Below are 17,474 nucleotides of genomic sequence, written 5' to 3'. Positions count from 1 at the left end.
CTACTCGATTATTTCATAATAGGGATAGTTGACCAAAAAGATTCTCATTCTTTTATATGCTCCGAGCCCGGTCTTATTTGCTTGGCATCGTAGAGATATATTTTTTGACTACTTCATAAACATATTCTTGATTGGCTGCTGCTGTATTAGGGTTATATTTACCGCCATTCACTTTATTATTGGATAGTACTCGTATACCTAAGAAGGGAACATCGTAAGCTTTGGCGATTTGTGCAGCTGAAGCTCCTTCCATTTCTTCAACAGATGTACCATATTTCGTATGGAACCACTTAATCCGATCCACTTCATTATTCCAAACGTCTGCCGAACCGATAGTGCCATCGACAACCTTACCTTTTGTGTAAGTATCTTTAACTGCATGAGCAGCTGCGAGTAAATCCTTATCTCCCTCGTAGAAGCGTGGTTTTTCAGCGTTAGGATCTTCTCCTGCACTTCCTTCAGAAGCCATTAGGTCCATTGGTTTCCAAATGGTTGGATCAATTCCTTGGTTTTCAGTTTTCTCTGCCGTTTTTAGTGAACCTAGGTTTACCGTTCTTTTTCCTAAAACAATATCAAAAACGTTTAAACTTGGATCATGTCCGCCTGATGTCCCTTGATTGATGATGGCAATAGGGTTATATCTTTCAATGGCCAATGCTGTAGCGGCAGCTGTGTTTTCCATCCCTTTACCAGTTTTTGCAACGATTACAGGATAATTGTCTAACGTTCCAATGTAAAATACAAAATCTCCTGATTTTTCTTTTTTAACATTTTTTAACCTTTTTGCGAAATTTTCAGCTTCAATCGGCATTGGACCTTGGATTATGATAGGCCTTTGAGTCTTTTTTTCGACCGTTTCATTTTTGGAAGCAGAACTGCATGCTGCAATCACCAACACGAAAAGTAATGTAATGATTCCTAATATAGTGTACTTTTTGAACATGTTTTTTCTCATATAATTTCTCCTTAAAACATATTTATTCGATTGTTTGATACACTCGCAGTTGCGGTCAAAGAAAAAGGTCCAGAACGGCAGAATGATTACTGCCTTCTAGACCTACGATAGTCAAAGTAAAGTTGATTAAGCAAAATGATTATAATGCTAAATCATTAGCTGCTCAAGAAAGCGGGCAGCCGAATACTTTAACTCGTAGTCTAGTTCTTTCACTGGGAACCAGGTAGAAACGCTCAGACCATATTTCCGAGCATATACGAGTAAATTACGATTATTACTTTGCTAATATAACAAAGAAATGATAGATAATCAATGGAAAAAGTGAACATTAAAATATAAAAATAATTTAATGTTCGTGTTTAAGGGGGGTGATTCGATAATAACGTTGATTGGAACGTAGGGTACTCGCTTTCCGCGGGCGGTCGTGGAGCCTCCTCGGCTTGCGCCTGCGGGGTCTCCCTTTGACACGCTTTTCCCGCAGGAGTCTCGAACACCCGCTCCAATCAACTTTGTTTTAAAGTTTAGATGGAGCGGAACCATGATTTTAGGACAAGATTCCTTAATGGTTTTTTTACTATTTTATGAAACCTCAATGGATGGAAGAAATTTGCGACACTCCTGCCGAATAACTACCTAGCCGAGACCCCACAGACGCTTGCTTTGATGAGGCTTGGCAGACAGTCGGCGGAAAGAGAGCGGATTTCTGAAATCAAACTGGAACATTTTTTAGAAAAAAACTGTAGGCAAGCCCACTTCCTCGAACTTTCCTACAGTCTGAAACAGATAGATTTATCTGCTTAATTATTGGCTTAATCGATTTCGTAAAATTCAATTACGGTCTTACGGTTCTTTTCAGTAATCTGCTGGTTAATGAATAGAGAGAAAAATGATAACAGGATAGAAGAATAGGTGCAAAGAGCTGCACCTATTTAGTAATTCACCCATAAAAGGATAGAAAAAGCGATTAATAAAGGGATCGTTTTCAGCACTGCCTTCCGTTTTGATGGTGCATTCAACCATGTCAAAACAATGCTCACCATTATTACGATAGAAAGAAGTACAACGCCAATCGTTTCCATCCATGTCATTTCAAATATTGGTTCAAGCAAAAAGAATACCCAACCGAGTGCCATTAAACCAATCGTAGAGATAAAACGCTTACTCGTAAAATCAGTCTTCACGTCATTTTGTTCTTCTTCTGACATCTTTTTATAACACCGCCACATCATGAAGGCCGGAATCCCTATCATTAAAACAAATCGTACGATTGCATCTATATTCATTGAGTCCTCCGGAAATTACAAGCTACCATCTATATACGTTTGTTTCTGGTAAAAGTTTCAACACTTCCTGCATAATGACATCTGAATCACGCGACGAAATACCCCTTCAGATCCAAATGTCCAAGGGGTATTTTCATGTCCAAGCATTTGAAGTAGGTTTTGTCAGGGCTTATCGTGAGGAACAGTTATGACTACATTTCCCTTTTTATGTCCTTGTTCTACATATCTATGAGCCTCGGGAATCTGATCCAGCGGGTAGCGTTTATCAATGACCGCTTTTATTTTTTCAGTTTCGATTAGCTCCTTGATGAGTAATAAGTCTTCCGTAAGTACCTTTGCTATTCCTTGCCCTTCAACTGTCACATATCGCCCGTTCGGGGTCAGTGCTTTCTTGCAAGCGGCTTTCGAGCTTTTCCCGACTGCATCAAAGATGATGTCATATCGCTCTTGTCTTTCCGTGAAATCCTCTTCCGTATAATCAATTACTTTATCGGCCCCCAATGATTTCACCAATTCAAAATTAGCGGCACTGCATACTCCGGTAACTTCTGTTCCAAAGTATTTGGCTAGTTGTATGGCTGAAGTTCCTACCGAACCGGATGCACCGTAGATGAGGACTTTTTGTCCGTCCTGGATCTTGGCTTTTCTGAAAAAATGCAGGGCTGTCGTTCCCCCAAAAGAAACGGCGGCCGCTTCCTCATAGGTCGCATTGGCAGGCTTCATTACGATTGGCCCGTCTTCTGGTAAACATGTGTATTCGGCATGAGCCCCGAAGTTCATTCCAGTCATGGCAAAGATCTGGTCGCCTTTTTTGAATTTTTTCACATTCCTGCCTGTTCCCTCTATTTCCCCGGCCAGCTCCACTCCGAGTATCGATTTTCGCGGTTTTCTAAGACCCAGGAAGATCCGCATCGGCAGCCATAATAAGAAGGGGCTATTGAAACTACGGACTCTTATGTCCCCTGAAGCCACTGTTGCCGCATGAACCTTTACCAGAACTTCGTTGTCCTTGGGCGTTGGTTTTGCTACCTCTTGGAGTTCCAGTACATCGGGTGAACCGTATTTTGTGCATACCATTGCTTTCATCGCGAGTCTCCTTAGTTTTTGATACAATCTTTTAATACTATGATAGAAGCTGTAATATAAAACTACATGTAAGTGAAACGGAAGGAACTTTTGAATGAAGCTTAAAAGCATTAGGTATTTGTCCGGCATCGGATAGGGGCAGTATCGCTGAGCGGTCGAAACCTTATGATTTTATCAACAAGGGACATTCTATAAGAAAAAGGAGATAAAAGTATGGCCATTAACGAAAGACCGAGAAGAATAGTTTTAGATTTAGCAGTTACTTTAGATGGATTTATTGAAGGGCCGAAAGGGGAAGTTGACTGGTGCATTATGGACTCTGAAATGGGGTTCATTGATTTCTTAAATGATATTGATACTATTTTTTATGGAAGAAAAAGCTATGAATTATGGGGACAATATACTCCAGAAAATGAGGTATCTGATACTGAAAAAGAAATGTGGAAATTAGTACATGGCAAAGAAAAATTCATGTTTTCCAAAACCAAAAAAAGCACGGATGATAAAGTAACAATCATAAAAGATAATATTGTTGAAGAAGTAAATAAATTAAAGAAAAAGCCTGGTAAAGACATCTGGCTTTATGGCGGGGCAAGTCTTATTACATCTTTTATAAGATTTGGGCTGGTTGATGAATTTAGGTTATCTGTTCACCCTGTTGTTTTAGGGGAAGGGAAACCTTTGTTTATTGACATGAAGGAGAGATTGAATCTAAAACTGGTTGATACAAAAAGATTTTCCTCTGGCGTTGTTCAACTTTGCTATCATCTTAATGAAGAGTAATTGACTAAATGGTCAAAATTCTTTATGGGAAATTCATATTTATATAAAGAGAGTAACTCCATTTTTTTGAAAATGGAGTTTTTGTATTTGCTGTTAAATAAGTATTGAAGGGAATTTCATTTGCTATCTGTTAATGAGTTCATATATGAAATTCTAATTTTTTAGAAGTATTTTTTTCCAATACATGTCCCTGCGGCCAATATCTCATCCGAAGTGATGCACCGAGTAGTCGCCATGGCGTCCGGCGGCATGGACACACTTCCGCATAACGGAGCCGTCATAACCCTGCTTGCCGTCACAGGACTGACGCATAGACAATCGTATGGCAGCATCTTCATGATCACCGTCATTAAATCATTGGCTGTCTTTGTCATCATTGCCCTCTATACTTGGTTTGGTATTATTTAAAATGATGAATTCACGAGTAAATCCCCAAAACTCACGAGTAAATGCTTAGAATTCACGAGTAAATCCCGAAAACTCACGAGTAAATGCTTAGAATTCACGAGTAAACCCCCAAAACTTACGAGTAAAACCTTGAAATTCACGAGTAAAACTCCAAAACTCACGAGTAAAACCTTGAAATTCACGAGTAAAACTCCAAAATTCACGAGTAAACCCCCAAAACTTACGAGTAAATGCTTGGAATTCACGAGTAAATCCCCAAAACTTACGAGTAAAACCATAAATAGGTATCCATACTTGATGTGTGGGTACCTTTTTTTATGCGCACTGCCATTTATAATTTATAAAATGTAATATATATGTTGCAAAAAGTAAAATAAATCATATAATAAGAGTGAGTAATGGAATTAAATGGAGGTCGATCGATGATGGATTTATTTAAACGAACGAAAAAGATCACGGATGAGCGGGTTGAGCATGTAAGAAATAAAATTTATAAAGAAATGTATCACGTCATTTTGGCCATTTGCCTGGTGAGTGCACTTTTCAAACTATATAAATATGGTGCAGGCAGCGGGGAGCTATATCTGGAATTCGTGATCATTGTTGCAGGAGGGCTGTATTACTTAGCTCGTTCCATTTTCTTAGGTGTATTCTGGGATGAAGTGGAAATGCATGACCGCACAAGCAAAACACCGATGAGCAGGAAGACGATTCTTGGTTCGGTTACTTTAGCAATCATCATCGCTATAATTATGGGGGTGAATAGTGCTGTATCCTATGCGGATGGCAGCTCCCAGGGCGTATGGTATTTTGTATTGGTATCGTTTGTATCCGTTATGATCTATTTGCCGATTTTACTTCTGTTTTTTGGTGGTATATACTTGCTAGCGAAGAAAATCGGAATGAAAAATAGCGAAGATAATAAGAAATTGTAGGTGGCTTCCCTTGAAAAATATAAAACTGAAGCTTGCGAGAGTAGAAAAGGACTTGTCACAAGATGAACTGGCCAAAATTGTCGGCGTTTCCAGGCAAACGATAGGATTGATTGAATCCGGAAAGTATAATCCCTCATTAAGTTTGTGTGTCGGTATTTGTAAAGCATTATCGCGTACATTGGATGATTTGTTTTGGGAGGAAGACTGATTAGGGTATCCATTGACTTGGATATCTTTTTTTTTAGGAATTTATCATCAAAAAATGGGGGAAGGTATAGCATGTAAGCAAAAATCTAACATTCGAGAGGGATGGTTTGATGGATCGTACGATTGGTTACTTACGTGAGATATTATCTAACTATACGGACCAATATCCTGAAGCGCAGGAAATTTATAATAAAATCAAAAGCGGACATTTTCATTCTGAAGAAGAACTCGTCAATAAGCTATCCGGTAAAGAAGCCAGCCTCCTTAACCATATTCTTCCTCAGGAAATTAAGCATGCGAAGGAAGCGAGTGATACGGAACGGGTCACGCAATTATCAGAGGTATATGAACTGATTATTATATGATAAAACCTTGTCCATGATGATCATGGACAAGGTTTTGTTGGTTTTTTTATTCCATTTCACTAAGTGAATCCATATGACTGGCGATCATGGCGATGATCGTGCTTGCTTCTTCCTTGCTGAAAATGAAATTCGTTTCATCCTTTATTAGGTCATCATCCGCTGTCCGAATCCGGTTGATCCTTTTCAGCACACCATCACCTGTTTCCTGAACGATACCGAATTGGTAGGTGACCTCCACTTCATTATCCTGGATATAGGCGGTCACTTCAGGCGTTTCCCAATCTACATCGATTTCGTATATATCGGATTCTTCGCCGTCTGGATCATGCAAATCATCATTTTCATCATCCATATCCATAGCATATTCGTAATCGGCATCATCCTCTTCCAAATAGTTATGGAAGCTCTCGTGGACAGCATCGACGATATCTTCAATGTCTGCAAGGATGACCTTGCTGATCTGACCTAAATCCGGCTCAAACGATTCCATATAAAATTCTTCATTATACGGATCAAAAAACAGCGTGGAAAAATAATCCCTCTCATTGTCATCAAGCTCTGTATAAAACTCGATCCGTGGATGCTTCGACCCGCGCTCCACGATCATACTGCCATTACGGTCGTATTTCTCACAAATTGATTGAAGATGATTCTGCAATTCCCCGCTAACTCTGTCAAACCATTCTAATGACATCAACATCCACATCCTTTCGTAATTATTATTTCCCAGAAAAGGCGAACATGACGTGCCATTTAAAGCCAAATGCAATTTATCTTCGCATCAAAAATGTCAGTTATAAAAACATGATTCAAAGGGAAAATAAGCTGAATGGCAAAAACGGTATTTGGATTTATTTTATGAAACAAGTAACCGGGACGGGCTCAGGCTCAGGGATTGCTGCAACAACGAATTGGTGTTATTTTAAGCTTCCCTATACCTTTCAATTATAAAGTCAATAAAATACCTGCTTGCTATTGGCAATACCCTTTTATCCTTATACGCCAAAGTAATTGCTCGAATTATAGAAGGAGAGATAGCTTTCGCTACAATATTATAGGGACATTTATTTAAGAGAAGTTTCGGTAAAATGGAAATGCCAAGCTCTTGTTCAATCATGGACATAATCGCATAGGGATCAAATACTCGGTATTGTGTATCAGGTTCAAAATTGTACTGTTTAAAACCTATTAATGGTTCATTTATAACTCCCTCATCCAACAGAATATAAGGATCTTTTAGCAATTCTTTCAATGATACTTTTGTGGATGATGCTAAAGGATGGTCTACTGGCATTACAGCCAGCATTTCATCTTCCTGCAAGGGTATCGTAGTTAGATCCGAAACATTTGAATTCACAAAGCCAAAGTCTACGCTTCCTTCTTTAATCCAATTTGAGATTTCCGTATAATTTCCTTGATGTAATTCGAAATGAACAGTTGGGTAAAGTTCCTTGAAATCTTTGATCAATCCCGGTATCCAATGACATGTAACACTGGAAAAGGTGCCAATTCGAATAAGGCCGCTTTGCAGTCCCTCCATCTCTTTATGCTTTTCAGTCAGTTCCCTATGTGAATTACAAATCTTCCTGATATATGGCAAAAATTCCTCGCCATCTGGTGTCAGTGTAACGCCCTTTGGCGAACGTAAAATAAGAGTGGTGGAAAGTTCCTCCTCTAATGAATGCACCATTTGGCTAATGGCGGACTGAGTATAGCCAAGTTCTTCAGCAGCTTTTGTGAAACTGCCTGTTTCTATGGTTTTGATAAAAGCATAATACGAATTCAACCCGGCCACTCCCTTGTTGCATTAGTAATTCTAATAGTTTCATTATAAAAATTGATTTTACTAATGTAAATGGAAGAAATAAAATATAGTTGTGAAGAATTATTAGGTCAGGAGTTGAAGTATAAAAATAATAAATATTAACGTTAAATACAAAAATATTATTTATGCCTTTTTTATGGCTTTTAGTATGTCTTTTTTTATTTCATTTATATTAGTCTCAATAAATAGTGGTTATAATCATATATTCTTATCTACATGGTTAAAAACTTGGTCACAGGCTTTTATCTGTGCTTTCTTTGGAGCTTACTTTTTTCCGAGAGTAATACAACAAATAATAAGAAGAATTAATTTTGTAGAAAAACCGCCAATAATTGAGAAAAACTTTTTAGTGAAAGAAGAAGACAATGGATGATGGTCAGTAAAGAATTAAAAATTCGGTAAGAAATGTGGATATTGCTTTAAAGAATTTCCTGAAAAATAGTTTATAGAGCTTCCCAAATGATGGGGAGCTTTTTATTCGTTTCCTTGGGGAATTTCAAGATCATGCTACTTTCATTCTGAAAAAGTTTATATAGAGTGTGAAAGGGGGTGAGTGATATGGCAAGTCAGATTCCAGTATCAAGTACGTTGCGGATTGATTTTGAGACGGGGCTAAATGAAAAAGGGGCTCTCGTTTTCAAGCGGAGGGCATTTTCGAACATCAAGGTTGAGGCGACGGAGGATCAGTTGTTTTCGACAGCTGTTGCAATGGCAAGTGTGCAGAATTATCCAATGGGTGAAGTGACCCGGGTGGATACGTATTCATTGATTGGCTAAACGGTTTTGGAGAGATGCCGTACGAGGGGGAGGTGATTTGAAATGGCTAAAGTACTGGAATTGATTTTCGTTACGGAGGAAGGAAAGTCAGCGACGATTTCCGTTGATAATCCGAAGGAGCCGGTCGAGGTAAATACAATTAAACTGGCAATGGAAAAAATCATTGCGGGGAACGTGTTCGTTACATCTTCCGGGGATTTCGTCGATTTGAAGGCGGCACGCCTTGTCGAGCGGAATGTCGAGGAAGTGGAACTTATCTGACGGACGGGAAGGTCACCTTTGTTGGACAAACTTGAATTGAGGTGAATAAAAGTGGATCAAATCCTGCCATTTGTCAGTGATATTGGGTTCCCGATCATTGTTACCCTTTATTTGCTTCATAGGATTGAAACGAAATTGGATACTTTGAATGAAACCCTTGTGGAGCTGCCAGATCGCCTGCGAGAAGGGATTCCCAAGTCAGGTTAAGGATAAGCGGGGAGCATCATGAGTGATATCATTCATGATGCTTTTCCTTTTGAAATGGAAAAGTTTTAATAGATGATAGTTTCATATCAAAACTATCGGGTATACATAAAACTGTAGCTAGTTCATCAAAAATCCAAACAATAAGGAGGAGTTTTAATGACTAACAACAATGAAAAAATGAGCAGGGAAGAAGCTGGCCGCAAAGGCGGGGAAGCTACAGCAAAAAATCATGATAAGGAATTTTTCCAAGAGATTGGTCAAAAAGGCGGAGAGGCCACATCCGAAAATCATGATAAGGAATTCTATCAGGAAATTGGAAAAAAAGGCGGAGAGGCTCGAGCTTCCGATGATTGAAAAATGAGCAAGGAAGAAACAGGACTTAATGGCGAGGAAAAAAGTCGCCGCTAAATAAAAGAAGCGACCTGAAGCATTTAGCTGATTCCAGTTTTATAGCTGTTCAAGCGGGTACATGACATATGTAGCTAGTTCAATGAAAATCCAAATAATAAGGAGGAATTTTTAATGACTAACAACAATGATAAAATGAGTCGTGAAGAAGCAGGCCGTAAGGGTGGAGAAACAACAGCAAAAAATCATGATAAGGAATTCTATCAAGAGATTGGCCAAAAAGGCGGAAAAGCAACATCCGAAAATCATGATAAGGAATTCTATCAGGAGATTGGCCAAAAAGGCGGAGAAGCGACATCCGAAAATCATGATAAGGAATTCTATAAAGAGATTGGTCAAAAAGGCGGAGAAGCGACATCCGAAAATCATGATAAGGAATTCTATCAAGAGATTGGCCAAAAAGGCGGAGAAGCAACATCCGAAAATCATGGTAAGGAATTCTATCAGGAAATCGGCGAAAAAGGCGGAGAGGCAAGGGCCAATCAACGAGATGGCGACGGCAGCTCTGACGGTTCCGGTAATGGAAAAATGAGCCGTGAAGAAGCAGGACGCAAAGGCGGGGAAAAAAGCCGCCGTTAAAATATAATCCAGGAAACTCATAAATGACCGAGGGAGTAACCATTCCCTCGGTTTTTTATGCCATCAGCAAGTGTTCCATGGAAATTCCCTTCACAGCAGATTACAAAGTGTGCTTGGAAATTAAAGTGGGTAAAGAAATAACACCTAGAAAAGAAAGAGGTGATGAAGAAGTTGATCGTCCATTATTCATTACCGCGTTTAAAAGTAGGCGGAGTTACTTTCACTGCACGGCATTCATTGCTTGCTCTTGGTCTTGCGGGCATCGCTTATCTTATTTCGAATAAGAGGAAGCATCAAGCTGTATTCAAAACGGCTTCATTAATGTGTAAGATCGAACGGAAAGAAGATTCCATTAAGCTTATTTGGCCTGATGAAGGTGGTTTCTATCGGGTATTTAGGGGGCAAGAGCTGATTTACAGCGGCCGGGAGCCAAGGATGGTAGATCGAGGACTGACTCCTGGAACCATCTATACGTACTCGATAGATAGCTTGAATGAAAAAGAACAGGCAGTGAACAGGATGAAAATACAGACATCAACGACCGCCGAGAATAAAAAAGAGGATAATATCCTTTTGGATTTGGTATTCACCACGATTGTTGCAAAGGGCCAAGCCAGCCTTGAATGGGAGCCCATCAAGGGAATAAAAGAGTATACGATTTACAGAAACGGCGTGGATATTGGGAAAGTGGGTGGATGTTCCTTCAGTGATCGGAGTATTAGTGAAGATCAGGAATACACATATACCATTAAAGCCAAACGGCCCCTTCCGCGTTCAGAGCAGGAGTCCTATGCCGTGAAATCCCTTGTAGCGAGTATTGTCGGAGCCGTAAAAAAAGGTTCATCCCAAGCACAGGCAGCGATCGAGGAAATAACGAATACGAAAAAGATCGGACCTGTAAAACAGCTTTTACAGCCAGTTGAAAACGATGTGGATGGTAAAAAGAAAAGAAATTGGCAGCTGCGCTATTCCACCTTTTTACCGGAAGAGTGGCTGAAAAACCCAAATATTGCCTCAAAGGTTCCCTATTTTAAAGGAGACAACCGCGGGTATGATCCTGAATCACCCCGATACAGGACTAGGGTCGAGGTGTACATTCACGAAAAGGAAAGTGAAGCCGAGATTGAATTTACCAAAGCAGTCGGGAAAAGCGAGGCCTACAATCATGATGGGGATTTCCTCGAAGAAGGAGTGGCCTCGGATGAAGACATTGTAGTGAAGCGCGTATTATCCAATCATGAGAAAACAACGATTCAGCTGACACACTCTGTAGGCAACCCAATCATCATTTCTCCTGCCGTGGATTATAAAGTGATCGGGACCTTTTACCGAAATGGCGAAATCAATATAGCCGGGTATCATGATCAGGCACCGCATCACGAAGTCTACCTAAAGGAGGCAGATGAACAAAACTGGGAACCCCTGTACCTAGCGGAAAACAAGGGCTCGAAATGATGGCGCATCCAACGGCCAACCATTTATGGAGATACTCCACATTTACACAATGAAAGGACGAAAAGCCATGATTGCCGATCGTCCTTTTTTGTTTATTAGCCTCTGTTATAGGAAAGTACTGATTTTCATTATAGACCCGTTAAAGTACCTGTTCCAAATCTGTGAGAAGATGTGAAACAAGATTAATTCATTATAAATGCGGCAATCCTTTAGAATGGGTATGACTATCCGCACACTTTTTTGCTTGAAACCTGCTAGACCAATGAGTAGCAGCTATTAAGTTATTTGCTATTATCAGTGAATTTCAGTATTAATCGCTTTTGTTATATCATCCAATTTTCCCCACTGGTTTTTGGCTAATTAGTTATTTAGGAAAATTTAATTTAACTAATTATTGACCATCATTTCAAACGATAATAAAAATACAATGAGTAAAAAATAACATTTTTTATAAAATGCGGTAAAATATATCCAGTGTTGCTTTTGAAAAAAGAGAGAATACAACAAGTAATGTTCAACATTTGGAAGGGGGTATCTTGTGCGAAAGTTAATTATTGGTATTGTGATTGTTTCATTAATAATATTTGCCTATTACTACTACATTGCTCAAATTGATAAAAAGAACAATAAACTCGATCTTAACGTCGAACAATCCCTGGAACATCAATTGACAACAAAAGACTATGAGAGTTTTACTTATAAAATTACAAATAATACTAATGAAAACTTTAATTTGCTATTTGTTACAGGTAATGAAATAGACGTAGAATTCAAAACATTAACGAATAGTCCAATTAAAGAGGGTAATATCATTACTGTTGAATCTGAGCCGACTAAAAAACATACAAAAGAATTTAATAGAGGAGACACATGGGAGTATACTATAAGAATTAATTCGAAGTTGCTTTCAAAAGGAGACTATCAATTAACTGCTCAATTTATTCCAAGTAATGCTAGTACTCTTAATAAAGTTGAGCAAATAATAACTCACCCTTAACGAATATATAAACACACTTAATAAATATTGTTCTTTAATGTTTTAACCACATTCGTTAAGGTAATGAACCTTACGGAAATTCAAGCATTAAAAAAGGTAATTCAGCTGAATTACCTTTTTTTACGTTATAGAAAGCGTATAAAGAGATAATCTAAGCCAAAACGAAAGCAGAAAATTAAATACCTTTTTCATCTGTGTTTACATTCCAAGCTTAATATGGCAGTTAGGGGCTTCGAACTTCATTGTTTACTTCCCGATAAGAGAGCGAATAACGTGTAGTTAGATTAATATCCGGGTTTTCATTGGCAACTGCCATTAATTTTATCATTACGTTCAACATTACCCAAAACTTCTGTAGATGGTAGATGTTCGATTAGCCATTATTAAATCTCTATTGATCCTCCAAGTGAATCTTAAGTTTTTGATTTTCTTCCCCAAGTGCGAACTATTTCTCCACGGTTTTTAATTAAATCATCATTGGTTTACAAAGCCTATTTATAAAAACCGCTTTCGAACACTTGGCGACGGCAGCATACAGCTTTCTTCTTTCTTTCCGAACCATTTGTAACGGTTCCTGGCAATGAAATCATAAACGAAGTTCCGGATGAAGCTTGGAACGATGATGAAACCGTAAAGAAATTTCCACGCCCCTTGTAAGCGGCGGCAAATCCTCAAGGCTGCAGACGATTTATAGTAGGCCTTATCCCTTTCGATCAGCACCATGCTATCTATATCTGCAGGAACATCATACTTCTTCAGCAACTCTTGTCCCGCCTCACTTTGAAGTGAAGCGTAATGAAAAAGCCCCTGCGGATCCCGCTTTATGATGAATTGGACACTCGAATCGCAAAAGTTGCATTCACCATCAAATAAAATGACCGGATTCATGAACATTCCTCCTATAGAGAGACGTTATCATACTCATGCATCTATAATACACTACCCGTTTTGATAAGGCGAAAACGTATGGAACTGCTTGGAGTTACTAAATTTTGGAGGTGATTGTTACGGGTGCGTGTGCCATAAGAGGGCCGCGATTGGCGGTTGGACCCCAGGTTTAAGTCTCTGTTATCAAACTGTTATTTTCCATTAACTATCCTGTAAACAAGCTGTGATATGGTAGATACTCCAATGAATTTCCTTTAGTAAAAAAGCCGGCAATCCTTTTTTAGAGGAAAGCCGGTTTTTTCATTCAAAGCATAATTAAGGATTAGGAGATAGAACGAGCAGTTTCTTTAGAGGAGGTAAGATTTAATGAAACGTGATCCTTATTTTGATAATGCGAAAGCTGTTTTAATCGTACTAGTGGTTTTGGGACACACATTAGCTCGAATGGTAGAAGAAAACGAATGGATTTTAACTATTTATTTGTTTGTTTTTTCATTCCATATGCCAGCTTTTATTTTAGTATCCGGCTATTTTTCAAGAAAGATAAAAAGTAAAAAGGACCTCTGGGTGATAATAAAGAAAATATTAATTCCCTATGTAATATTCCAGGTGATTTATACCTTCTATTATCTGAAGTTATTTGATGAACCAATTGAATTCACCATTTTGACTCCAAGGTGGGCCTTATGGTTCTTAATAAGCTTATTCTGTTGGAATATATTATTGTTGATATTTTCCTCCAAGAAATATGGAATCGTTTTTTCAATAATTGTATCTCTAATAATTGGTTACATTGGTGAAGTAAATGAATGGTTAAGTTTGTCGAGAACGTTCTTTTTCTTTCCTTTCTTTTTAATTGGACATTTTTTAGAAAACGATCATTTTGAATGGGTTAAAAAGAAAAGTAATGCCCTAATCGGCTGGGTTGTACTAGGGTTAATCTTTACCGGTATTTACTTCTATGGTGAAACTACCTGGAGAGAATGGTTTTATGGTCGTTTAGGTTATAGGGGATTAATGGAAGGTTCCATTGCCCTCGGTTTTATATATAAGTTGATCGTTTATTTAATCATGGGAGCAGCAACTTATTGCTTTTTTTGTATTGTTCCTAAAAAGCATACATTTTTTACTGAATTAGGATCCATTACATTAGTTATTTATCTTTTTCATATGTTTATTCTGGAATATGTTTATAACTCATTTATTTATGATTGGATCAAAGAAAGTGGCCAATATTATGTTTTATTAGTCATATCTGTAACTATTATATTTATTTTATCAAGAAAACCGATTGTAAAAGTGGAATGTATGTTATTAGGAATGAAAATGAAAACATAACAGAATTTTCATCATGTAATTGAGGATAGGTTTAATAAGGTTGGTTTAAACTAGATGAATCAGAATCAGGTCCGAAATACATGAGCATGAATAGTTCATATAAATAATGTAATGGTCAAGCACCTAAACAGTAACTAGCCCTTCAGTTTGAAGGGTTTTTTTCATGAAAAGATATTGTCATGCAGGAGGGCCCCATCGACACCCCAAAATTTAAAAGGGGAATCTTTTTTATTTAAATGGGTCCTCCCACTAAAAGGGTAATACCCCTTATAAAGTTATTTCAGGAAAGAAAATGAAGGTCGTTAACCGAAATGTTTCCAAAATTATTAAAGGGGAATTACTTTTGTATTTCACTTTCAATAAAACATCTTTTAACTTTCAGATTTATTTTATTATGACTATATAGAATTTTACTACCATTAAAGGAGAGGCATATGAAAAAGTTTTTCTTCATCTTCATCTTGGCTTTAATCCCCTTCGCCTCTACGACTGTAAGTGCAGAATCTGACTTACCCCTCAAGAGTGAAGCAGGGATCATTATTGATGCGAAAAGTGGGAATGTATTATACGAAAAAAATATGAATAAAAGTATGTATCCAGCCAGTCTAACGAAAGTTGCTACTGCTATATATGCTATAGAACACGGGGATCAGAACGAACTGGTGACGATAAGCAAAAAAGCAGCGAAGGCAGACGGTTCTTCGGTATTTATTGAACCTGGGGAGGAAATAGAGCTTTCCAAATTAATTGCAGGAATGCTAATCAACTCAGGAAATGATGCAGCCATCGCAATTGCCGAGCATATGTCTGGTAGTGAAAAACTATTCATGGAAGATTTGAATGAGTTTTTAAGAAAAGAAGTACACGTCACCGATACTCATTTTACGAACCCCCATGGATTATTTGACAAAGACCATGTAACGACAGCCAGTGACCTTGCGAAAATTACCCAATATGCAATGAAAAATGAAACATTCCGTGAGTATTTTGGAAAGAAGGAGTTACCATGGGAAGTGGAAACATGGGACACCACTCTAGTTACCCATCATAAAATGTTAAAAGGCGAAATCCCCTATAAGGGAATAACCGGCGGGAAAACCGGTTTCGTCAGTAAATCCGGTTACACCCTGATTTCTACTGCCACTAGGGGAGAACAGGACTTGATTGCCGTCACTCTGAAAGCTCCTTCAGACAAGGTTGCCTATTCTGATACTGAGCTTTTATTCAACTATGGCTTTGATAACTTTAAATCAGGTAAAATTGATAAAAAAAGCAAACTTTATTCAGCGGACTACTCTAATTCCTACATGCTGAACGAAGACTTATACTATACTCATTTAATTAGTGATGAACCTAGTCTAAAAACGAGTAATGATGGAATTCTCTCAATCATGAACCAACAAGGGGAAGCAATAGAATCCTTTGACCTTAAAACGGTCGCTGATGTCAGGAACACAGTATTGCCTGCCACGAATAAACAAGAAACAATCGATGATAGTAAGCTACTAAATTTTCTTTTCAATCTCTAGGATGGGTAGGCTTCGTCATTCATTTTTACTAAAAAAATCACCGCATGGAATCAGAGGCGTTGCTGCCTTATACATACCCCAGACACTAAAGGGGATAAAAGAGTGCACTTATTATACTTGACTAATAGGTGTACTCTTCTTTTTATGATGATCCCAGGACAGGAATATTCTTATAAAGGTACCGTAACCGAATTGGAAATGGAGTATATGACCATAATAGTGCTAAATAAAACTATTAGGGATGATCTCATGATGTATATCTATAATGATTATGGTGGTACACATACCACGTCTTTGGCTGCCGCATATCATTTAAAACAATTACCTCAATCGGAAAGAAAATTAACTTCGGAAGAAATATTAAATGTAAAATATTTCAATAAATTCACAAAAGAAGATTCGGGGAAGCTAATTTTTCACGGGACCGATGAAGAGGGCAACTCAGTTTATACAATTGGACATAGAAGAGACAAACTTGTGGTTCCAGCATTAAAAGAATTGACTTTACTACTAGAAGAGAAATTTCATTTTAACGAAAAAATAGTATTCTCCAATACATCCCCAACTGTACCTATTGCTATGTCTATAGGGGGATATTTATCAAGAGCATTAAAAATTGATTTTATAGGTGTACCATTATTGCTTATAGGTGCCAAACAATGTTGTGATAATATCTTTCGGCTGGTTGAAAATACGAAACAAATAGGGAAAGCAGCGAATGGGGAAAAAGTGATTATATTGGAAAATGAAAAATATAAGTAATACTATTAAATGTTTTATCTCTGTTGGATGCCGGAATTGTATGATAAGTAAAGGATATACATTTTAATATACTTAAATGTCGATATATATTAAGTCAACAATTGATGTTGGCTTTTTTTATTACGCTTCTGGATGGACAAAGGTTGCTGCAAAAGCCTCTTTTTAGGGAACTAACGGGGCAGGATAGTTCAATATCACCAATAAAATCTTGGTTTTATTGGTGATAATGAACGGCTAACTGGTGCGTTAGCTAAAGATCAGCGCCGTCGGCTTTATTTCAGAAAATGAATTGCGATTTTACCAAATAGAAAAAATAACCCCGAAAGATCGGGGTTATTTCAGTTTGTAGACAAAAGGGGTTCGGAATTAAAAAATTCTGAACCCCTTTTGAAATTCCCTTTGAATTTTCGCTAAAGTTAAGAGATT

At 37.9% G+C, this 17,474-nt stretch carries 21 protein-coding genes, 2 pseudogenes and 1 riboswitch; of the genes and pseudogenes, 16 read left to right on the top strand and 7 right to left on the bottom strand.

The genetic code is table 11. The annotated features are described in order from the left end of the window. Positions 1-73 precede the first annotated feature (73 nt). From J7J00_RS15290 to J7J00_RS15280, 3 genes are all read right to left on the bottom strand, one after another. Positions 74-955, bottom strand: coding sequence for a 5'-methylthioadenosine/S-adenosylhomocysteine nucleosidase (locus J7J00_RS15290; protein WP_214791863.1), 882 nt, complete (start codon positions 953-955; stop codon positions 74-76). 176 nt (positions 956-1,131) lie between these two features. Beyond that, positions 1,132-1,235: riboswitch (purine riboswitch) on the bottom strand. Positions 1,236-1,884: 649 nt separating this feature from the next. Further along, positions 1,885-2,238 carry a hypothetical protein gene (locus J7J00_RS15285; protein WP_214791861.1) on the bottom strand — a complete coding sequence of 118 codons (354 nt, stop codon included), beginning with the start codon at positions 2,236-2,238 and terminating at the stop codon, positions 1,885-1,887. A 162-nt stretch (positions 2,239-2,400) separates the two neighbouring features. Beyond that, entirely contained in the window at positions 2,401-3,324 is a 924-nt protein-coding gene (locus J7J00_RS15280) for an NAD(P)-dependent alcohol dehydrogenase (protein ID WP_214791859.1), read from the bottom strand. A gap of 213 nt (positions 3,325-3,537) precedes the next feature. Here J7J00_RS15280 and J7J00_RS15275 point away from each other — a divergent pair, with 213 nt between their 5' ends. Together J7J00_RS15275 and J7J00_RS15270 are read left to right on the top strand one after the other, a co-directional pair. Further along, positions 3,538-4,107 (top strand): dihydrofolate reductase family protein, encoded by a 570-nt coding sequence (locus tag J7J00_RS15275; RefSeq protein ID WP_214791857.1) that lies wholly within the window; start codon positions 3,538-3,540, stop codon positions 4,105-4,107. Positions 4,108-4,293: 186 nt separating this feature from the next. Further along, positions 4,294-4,515 (top strand): annotated as a pseudogene (locus J7J00_RS15270) (GntP family permease); the annotation flags it as partial. On the opposite strand, the gene J7J00_RS15265 reads toward J7J00_RS15270, so the two are convergent. Continuing rightward, positions 4,512-4,793 (bottom strand): hypothetical protein, encoded by a 282-nt coding sequence (locus J7J00_RS15265; protein WP_214791854.1) that lies wholly within the window; start codon positions 4,791-4,793, stop codon positions 4,512-4,514. The pseudogene J7J00_RS15270 and the gene J7J00_RS15265 sit on opposite strands and share 4 nt — an antisense overlap. Positions 4,794-4,937: 144 nt before the next feature. Here J7J00_RS15265 and J7J00_RS15260 point away from each other — a divergent pair, with 144 nt between their 5' ends. The 3 genes from J7J00_RS15260 (at position 4,938) to J7J00_RS15250 (ending at position 6,022) form a co-directional block, all read left to right on the top strand. Then, entirely contained in the window at positions 4,938-5,450 is a 513-nt protein-coding gene (locus J7J00_RS15260) for a DUF6773 family protein (protein WP_214791853.1), read from the top strand. Positions 5,451-5,460: 10 nt separating this feature from the next. Then, positions 5,461-5,658, top strand: coding sequence for a helix-turn-helix transcriptional regulator (locus tag J7J00_RS15255; protein WP_063235187.1), 198 nt, complete (start codon positions 5,461-5,463; stop codon positions 5,656-5,658). A gap of 109 nt (positions 5,659-5,767) precedes the next feature. Further along, positions 5,768-6,022, top strand: a complete 255-nt coding sequence (locus J7J00_RS15250) for a sigma-G-dependent sporulation-specific acid-soluble spore protein CsgA (RefSeq protein ID WP_101223217.1) — start codon at positions 5,768-5,770, stop codon at positions 6,020-6,022. Between the two features lie 46 nt (positions 6,023-6,068). Here J7J00_RS15250 and J7J00_RS15245 read toward each other — a convergent pair whose 3' ends face one another. After that, positions 6,069-6,716 carry a hypothetical protein gene (locus J7J00_RS15245; RefSeq protein ID WP_214791850.1) on the bottom strand — a complete coding sequence of 216 codons (648 nt, stop codon included), beginning with the start codon at positions 6,714-6,716 and terminating at the stop codon, positions 6,069-6,071. A 228-nt stretch (positions 6,717-6,944) separates the two neighbouring features. After that, positions 6,945-7,808, bottom strand: coding sequence for a LysR family transcriptional regulator (locus J7J00_RS15240; protein ID WP_214791848.1), 864 nt, complete (start codon positions 7,806-7,808; stop codon positions 6,945-6,947). 121 nt (positions 7,809-7,929) lie between these two features. On the opposite strand from J7J00_RS15240, the gene J7J00_RS15235 reads away from it, so the two are divergent. The 8 genes and pseudogenes from J7J00_RS15235 (at position 7,930) to J7J00_RS15200 (ending at position 12,531) form a co-directional block, all read left to right on the top strand. Next, positions 7,930-8,220: a DUF2798 domain-containing protein gene (locus J7J00_RS15235; RefSeq protein WP_483861518.1), complete on the top strand. Its 291-nt coding sequence runs from the start codon at positions 7,930-7,932 to the stop codon at positions 8,218-8,220. 185 nt (positions 8,221-8,405) lie between these two features. Next, positions 8,406-8,624: a DUF1659 domain-containing protein gene (locus tag J7J00_RS15230; RefSeq protein WP_214791846.1), complete on the top strand. Its 219-nt coding sequence runs from the start codon at positions 8,406-8,408 to the stop codon at positions 8,622-8,624. A 42-nt stretch (positions 8,625-8,666) separates the two neighbouring features. Next, positions 8,667-8,885, top strand: a complete 219-nt coding sequence (locus J7J00_RS15225) for a DUF2922 domain-containing protein (protein WP_057276944.1) — start codon at positions 8,667-8,669, stop codon at positions 8,883-8,885. 51 nt (positions 8,886-8,936) lie between these two features. Next, positions 8,937-9,092 carry a YvrJ family protein gene (locus J7J00_RS15220; RefSeq protein WP_057913045.1) on the top strand — a complete coding sequence of 52 codons (156 nt, stop codon included), beginning with the start codon at positions 8,937-8,939 and terminating at the stop codon, positions 9,090-9,092. 156 nt (positions 9,093-9,248) lie between these two features. After that, positions 9,249-9,440: pseudogene (locus tag J7J00_RS15215) on the top strand (KGG domain-containing protein); the annotation flags it as partial. 174 nt (positions 9,441-9,614) lie between these two features. Further along, positions 9,615-10,079: a KGG domain-containing protein gene (locus J7J00_RS15210; protein ID WP_214791842.1), complete on the top strand. Its 465-nt coding sequence runs from the start codon at positions 9,615-9,617 to the stop codon at positions 10,077-10,079. A 162-nt stretch (positions 10,080-10,241) separates the two neighbouring features. Further along, positions 10,242-11,534 carry a DUF3238 domain-containing protein gene (locus J7J00_RS15205; RefSeq protein ID WP_214791839.1) on the top strand — a complete coding sequence of 431 codons (1,293 nt, stop codon included), beginning with the start codon at positions 10,242-10,244 and terminating at the stop codon, positions 11,532-11,534. Between the two features lie 538 nt (positions 11,535-12,072). Further along, positions 12,073-12,531 (top strand): hypothetical protein, encoded by a 459-nt coding sequence (locus tag J7J00_RS15200; RefSeq protein WP_214791837.1) that lies wholly within the window; start codon positions 12,073-12,075, stop codon positions 12,529-12,531. 495 nt (positions 12,532-13,026) lie between these two features. Here J7J00_RS15200 and J7J00_RS15195 read toward each other — a convergent pair whose 3' ends face one another. Continuing rightward, a complete protein-coding gene (locus tag J7J00_RS15195) occupies positions 13,027-13,419 on the bottom strand; it encodes a thiol-disulfide oxidoreductase DCC family protein (protein WP_214791835.1) in 393 nt (130 codons plus the stop codon). 366 nt (positions 13,420-13,785) lie between these two features. Here J7J00_RS15195 and J7J00_RS15190 point away from each other — a divergent pair, with 366 nt between their 5' ends. The 3 genes from J7J00_RS15190 to J7J00_RS15180 all read left to right on the top strand — a co-directional run bounded on the left by J7J00_RS15190 (position 13,786) and on the right by J7J00_RS15180 (position 17,048). Next, positions 13,786-14,757, top strand: coding sequence for an acyltransferase family protein (locus J7J00_RS15190; protein ID WP_214791833.1), 972 nt, complete (start codon positions 13,786-13,788; stop codon positions 14,755-14,757). 434 nt (positions 14,758-15,191) lie between these two features. Beyond that, positions 15,192-16,286, top strand: coding sequence for a D-alanyl-D-alanine carboxypeptidase family protein (locus J7J00_RS15185; RefSeq protein WP_214791831.1), 1,095 nt, complete (start codon positions 15,192-15,194; stop codon positions 16,284-16,286). A gap of 249 nt (positions 16,287-16,535) precedes the next feature. Further along, a complete protein-coding gene (locus J7J00_RS15180) occupies positions 16,536-17,048 on the top strand; it encodes a DUF3189 family protein (RefSeq protein WP_214791865.1) in 513 nt (170 codons plus the stop codon). The last annotated feature ends 426 nt before the right edge of the window (positions 17,049-17,474 follow it).

Source organism: Bacillus sp. ISL-4, from assembly GCF_018613275.1.
Taxonomy (GTDB): Bacteria; Bacillota; Bacilli; order Bacillales; family DSM-1321; genus Peribacillus; species Peribacillus simplex_E.
This window is presented reverse-complemented; position numbering and strand designations above follow the sequence as displayed.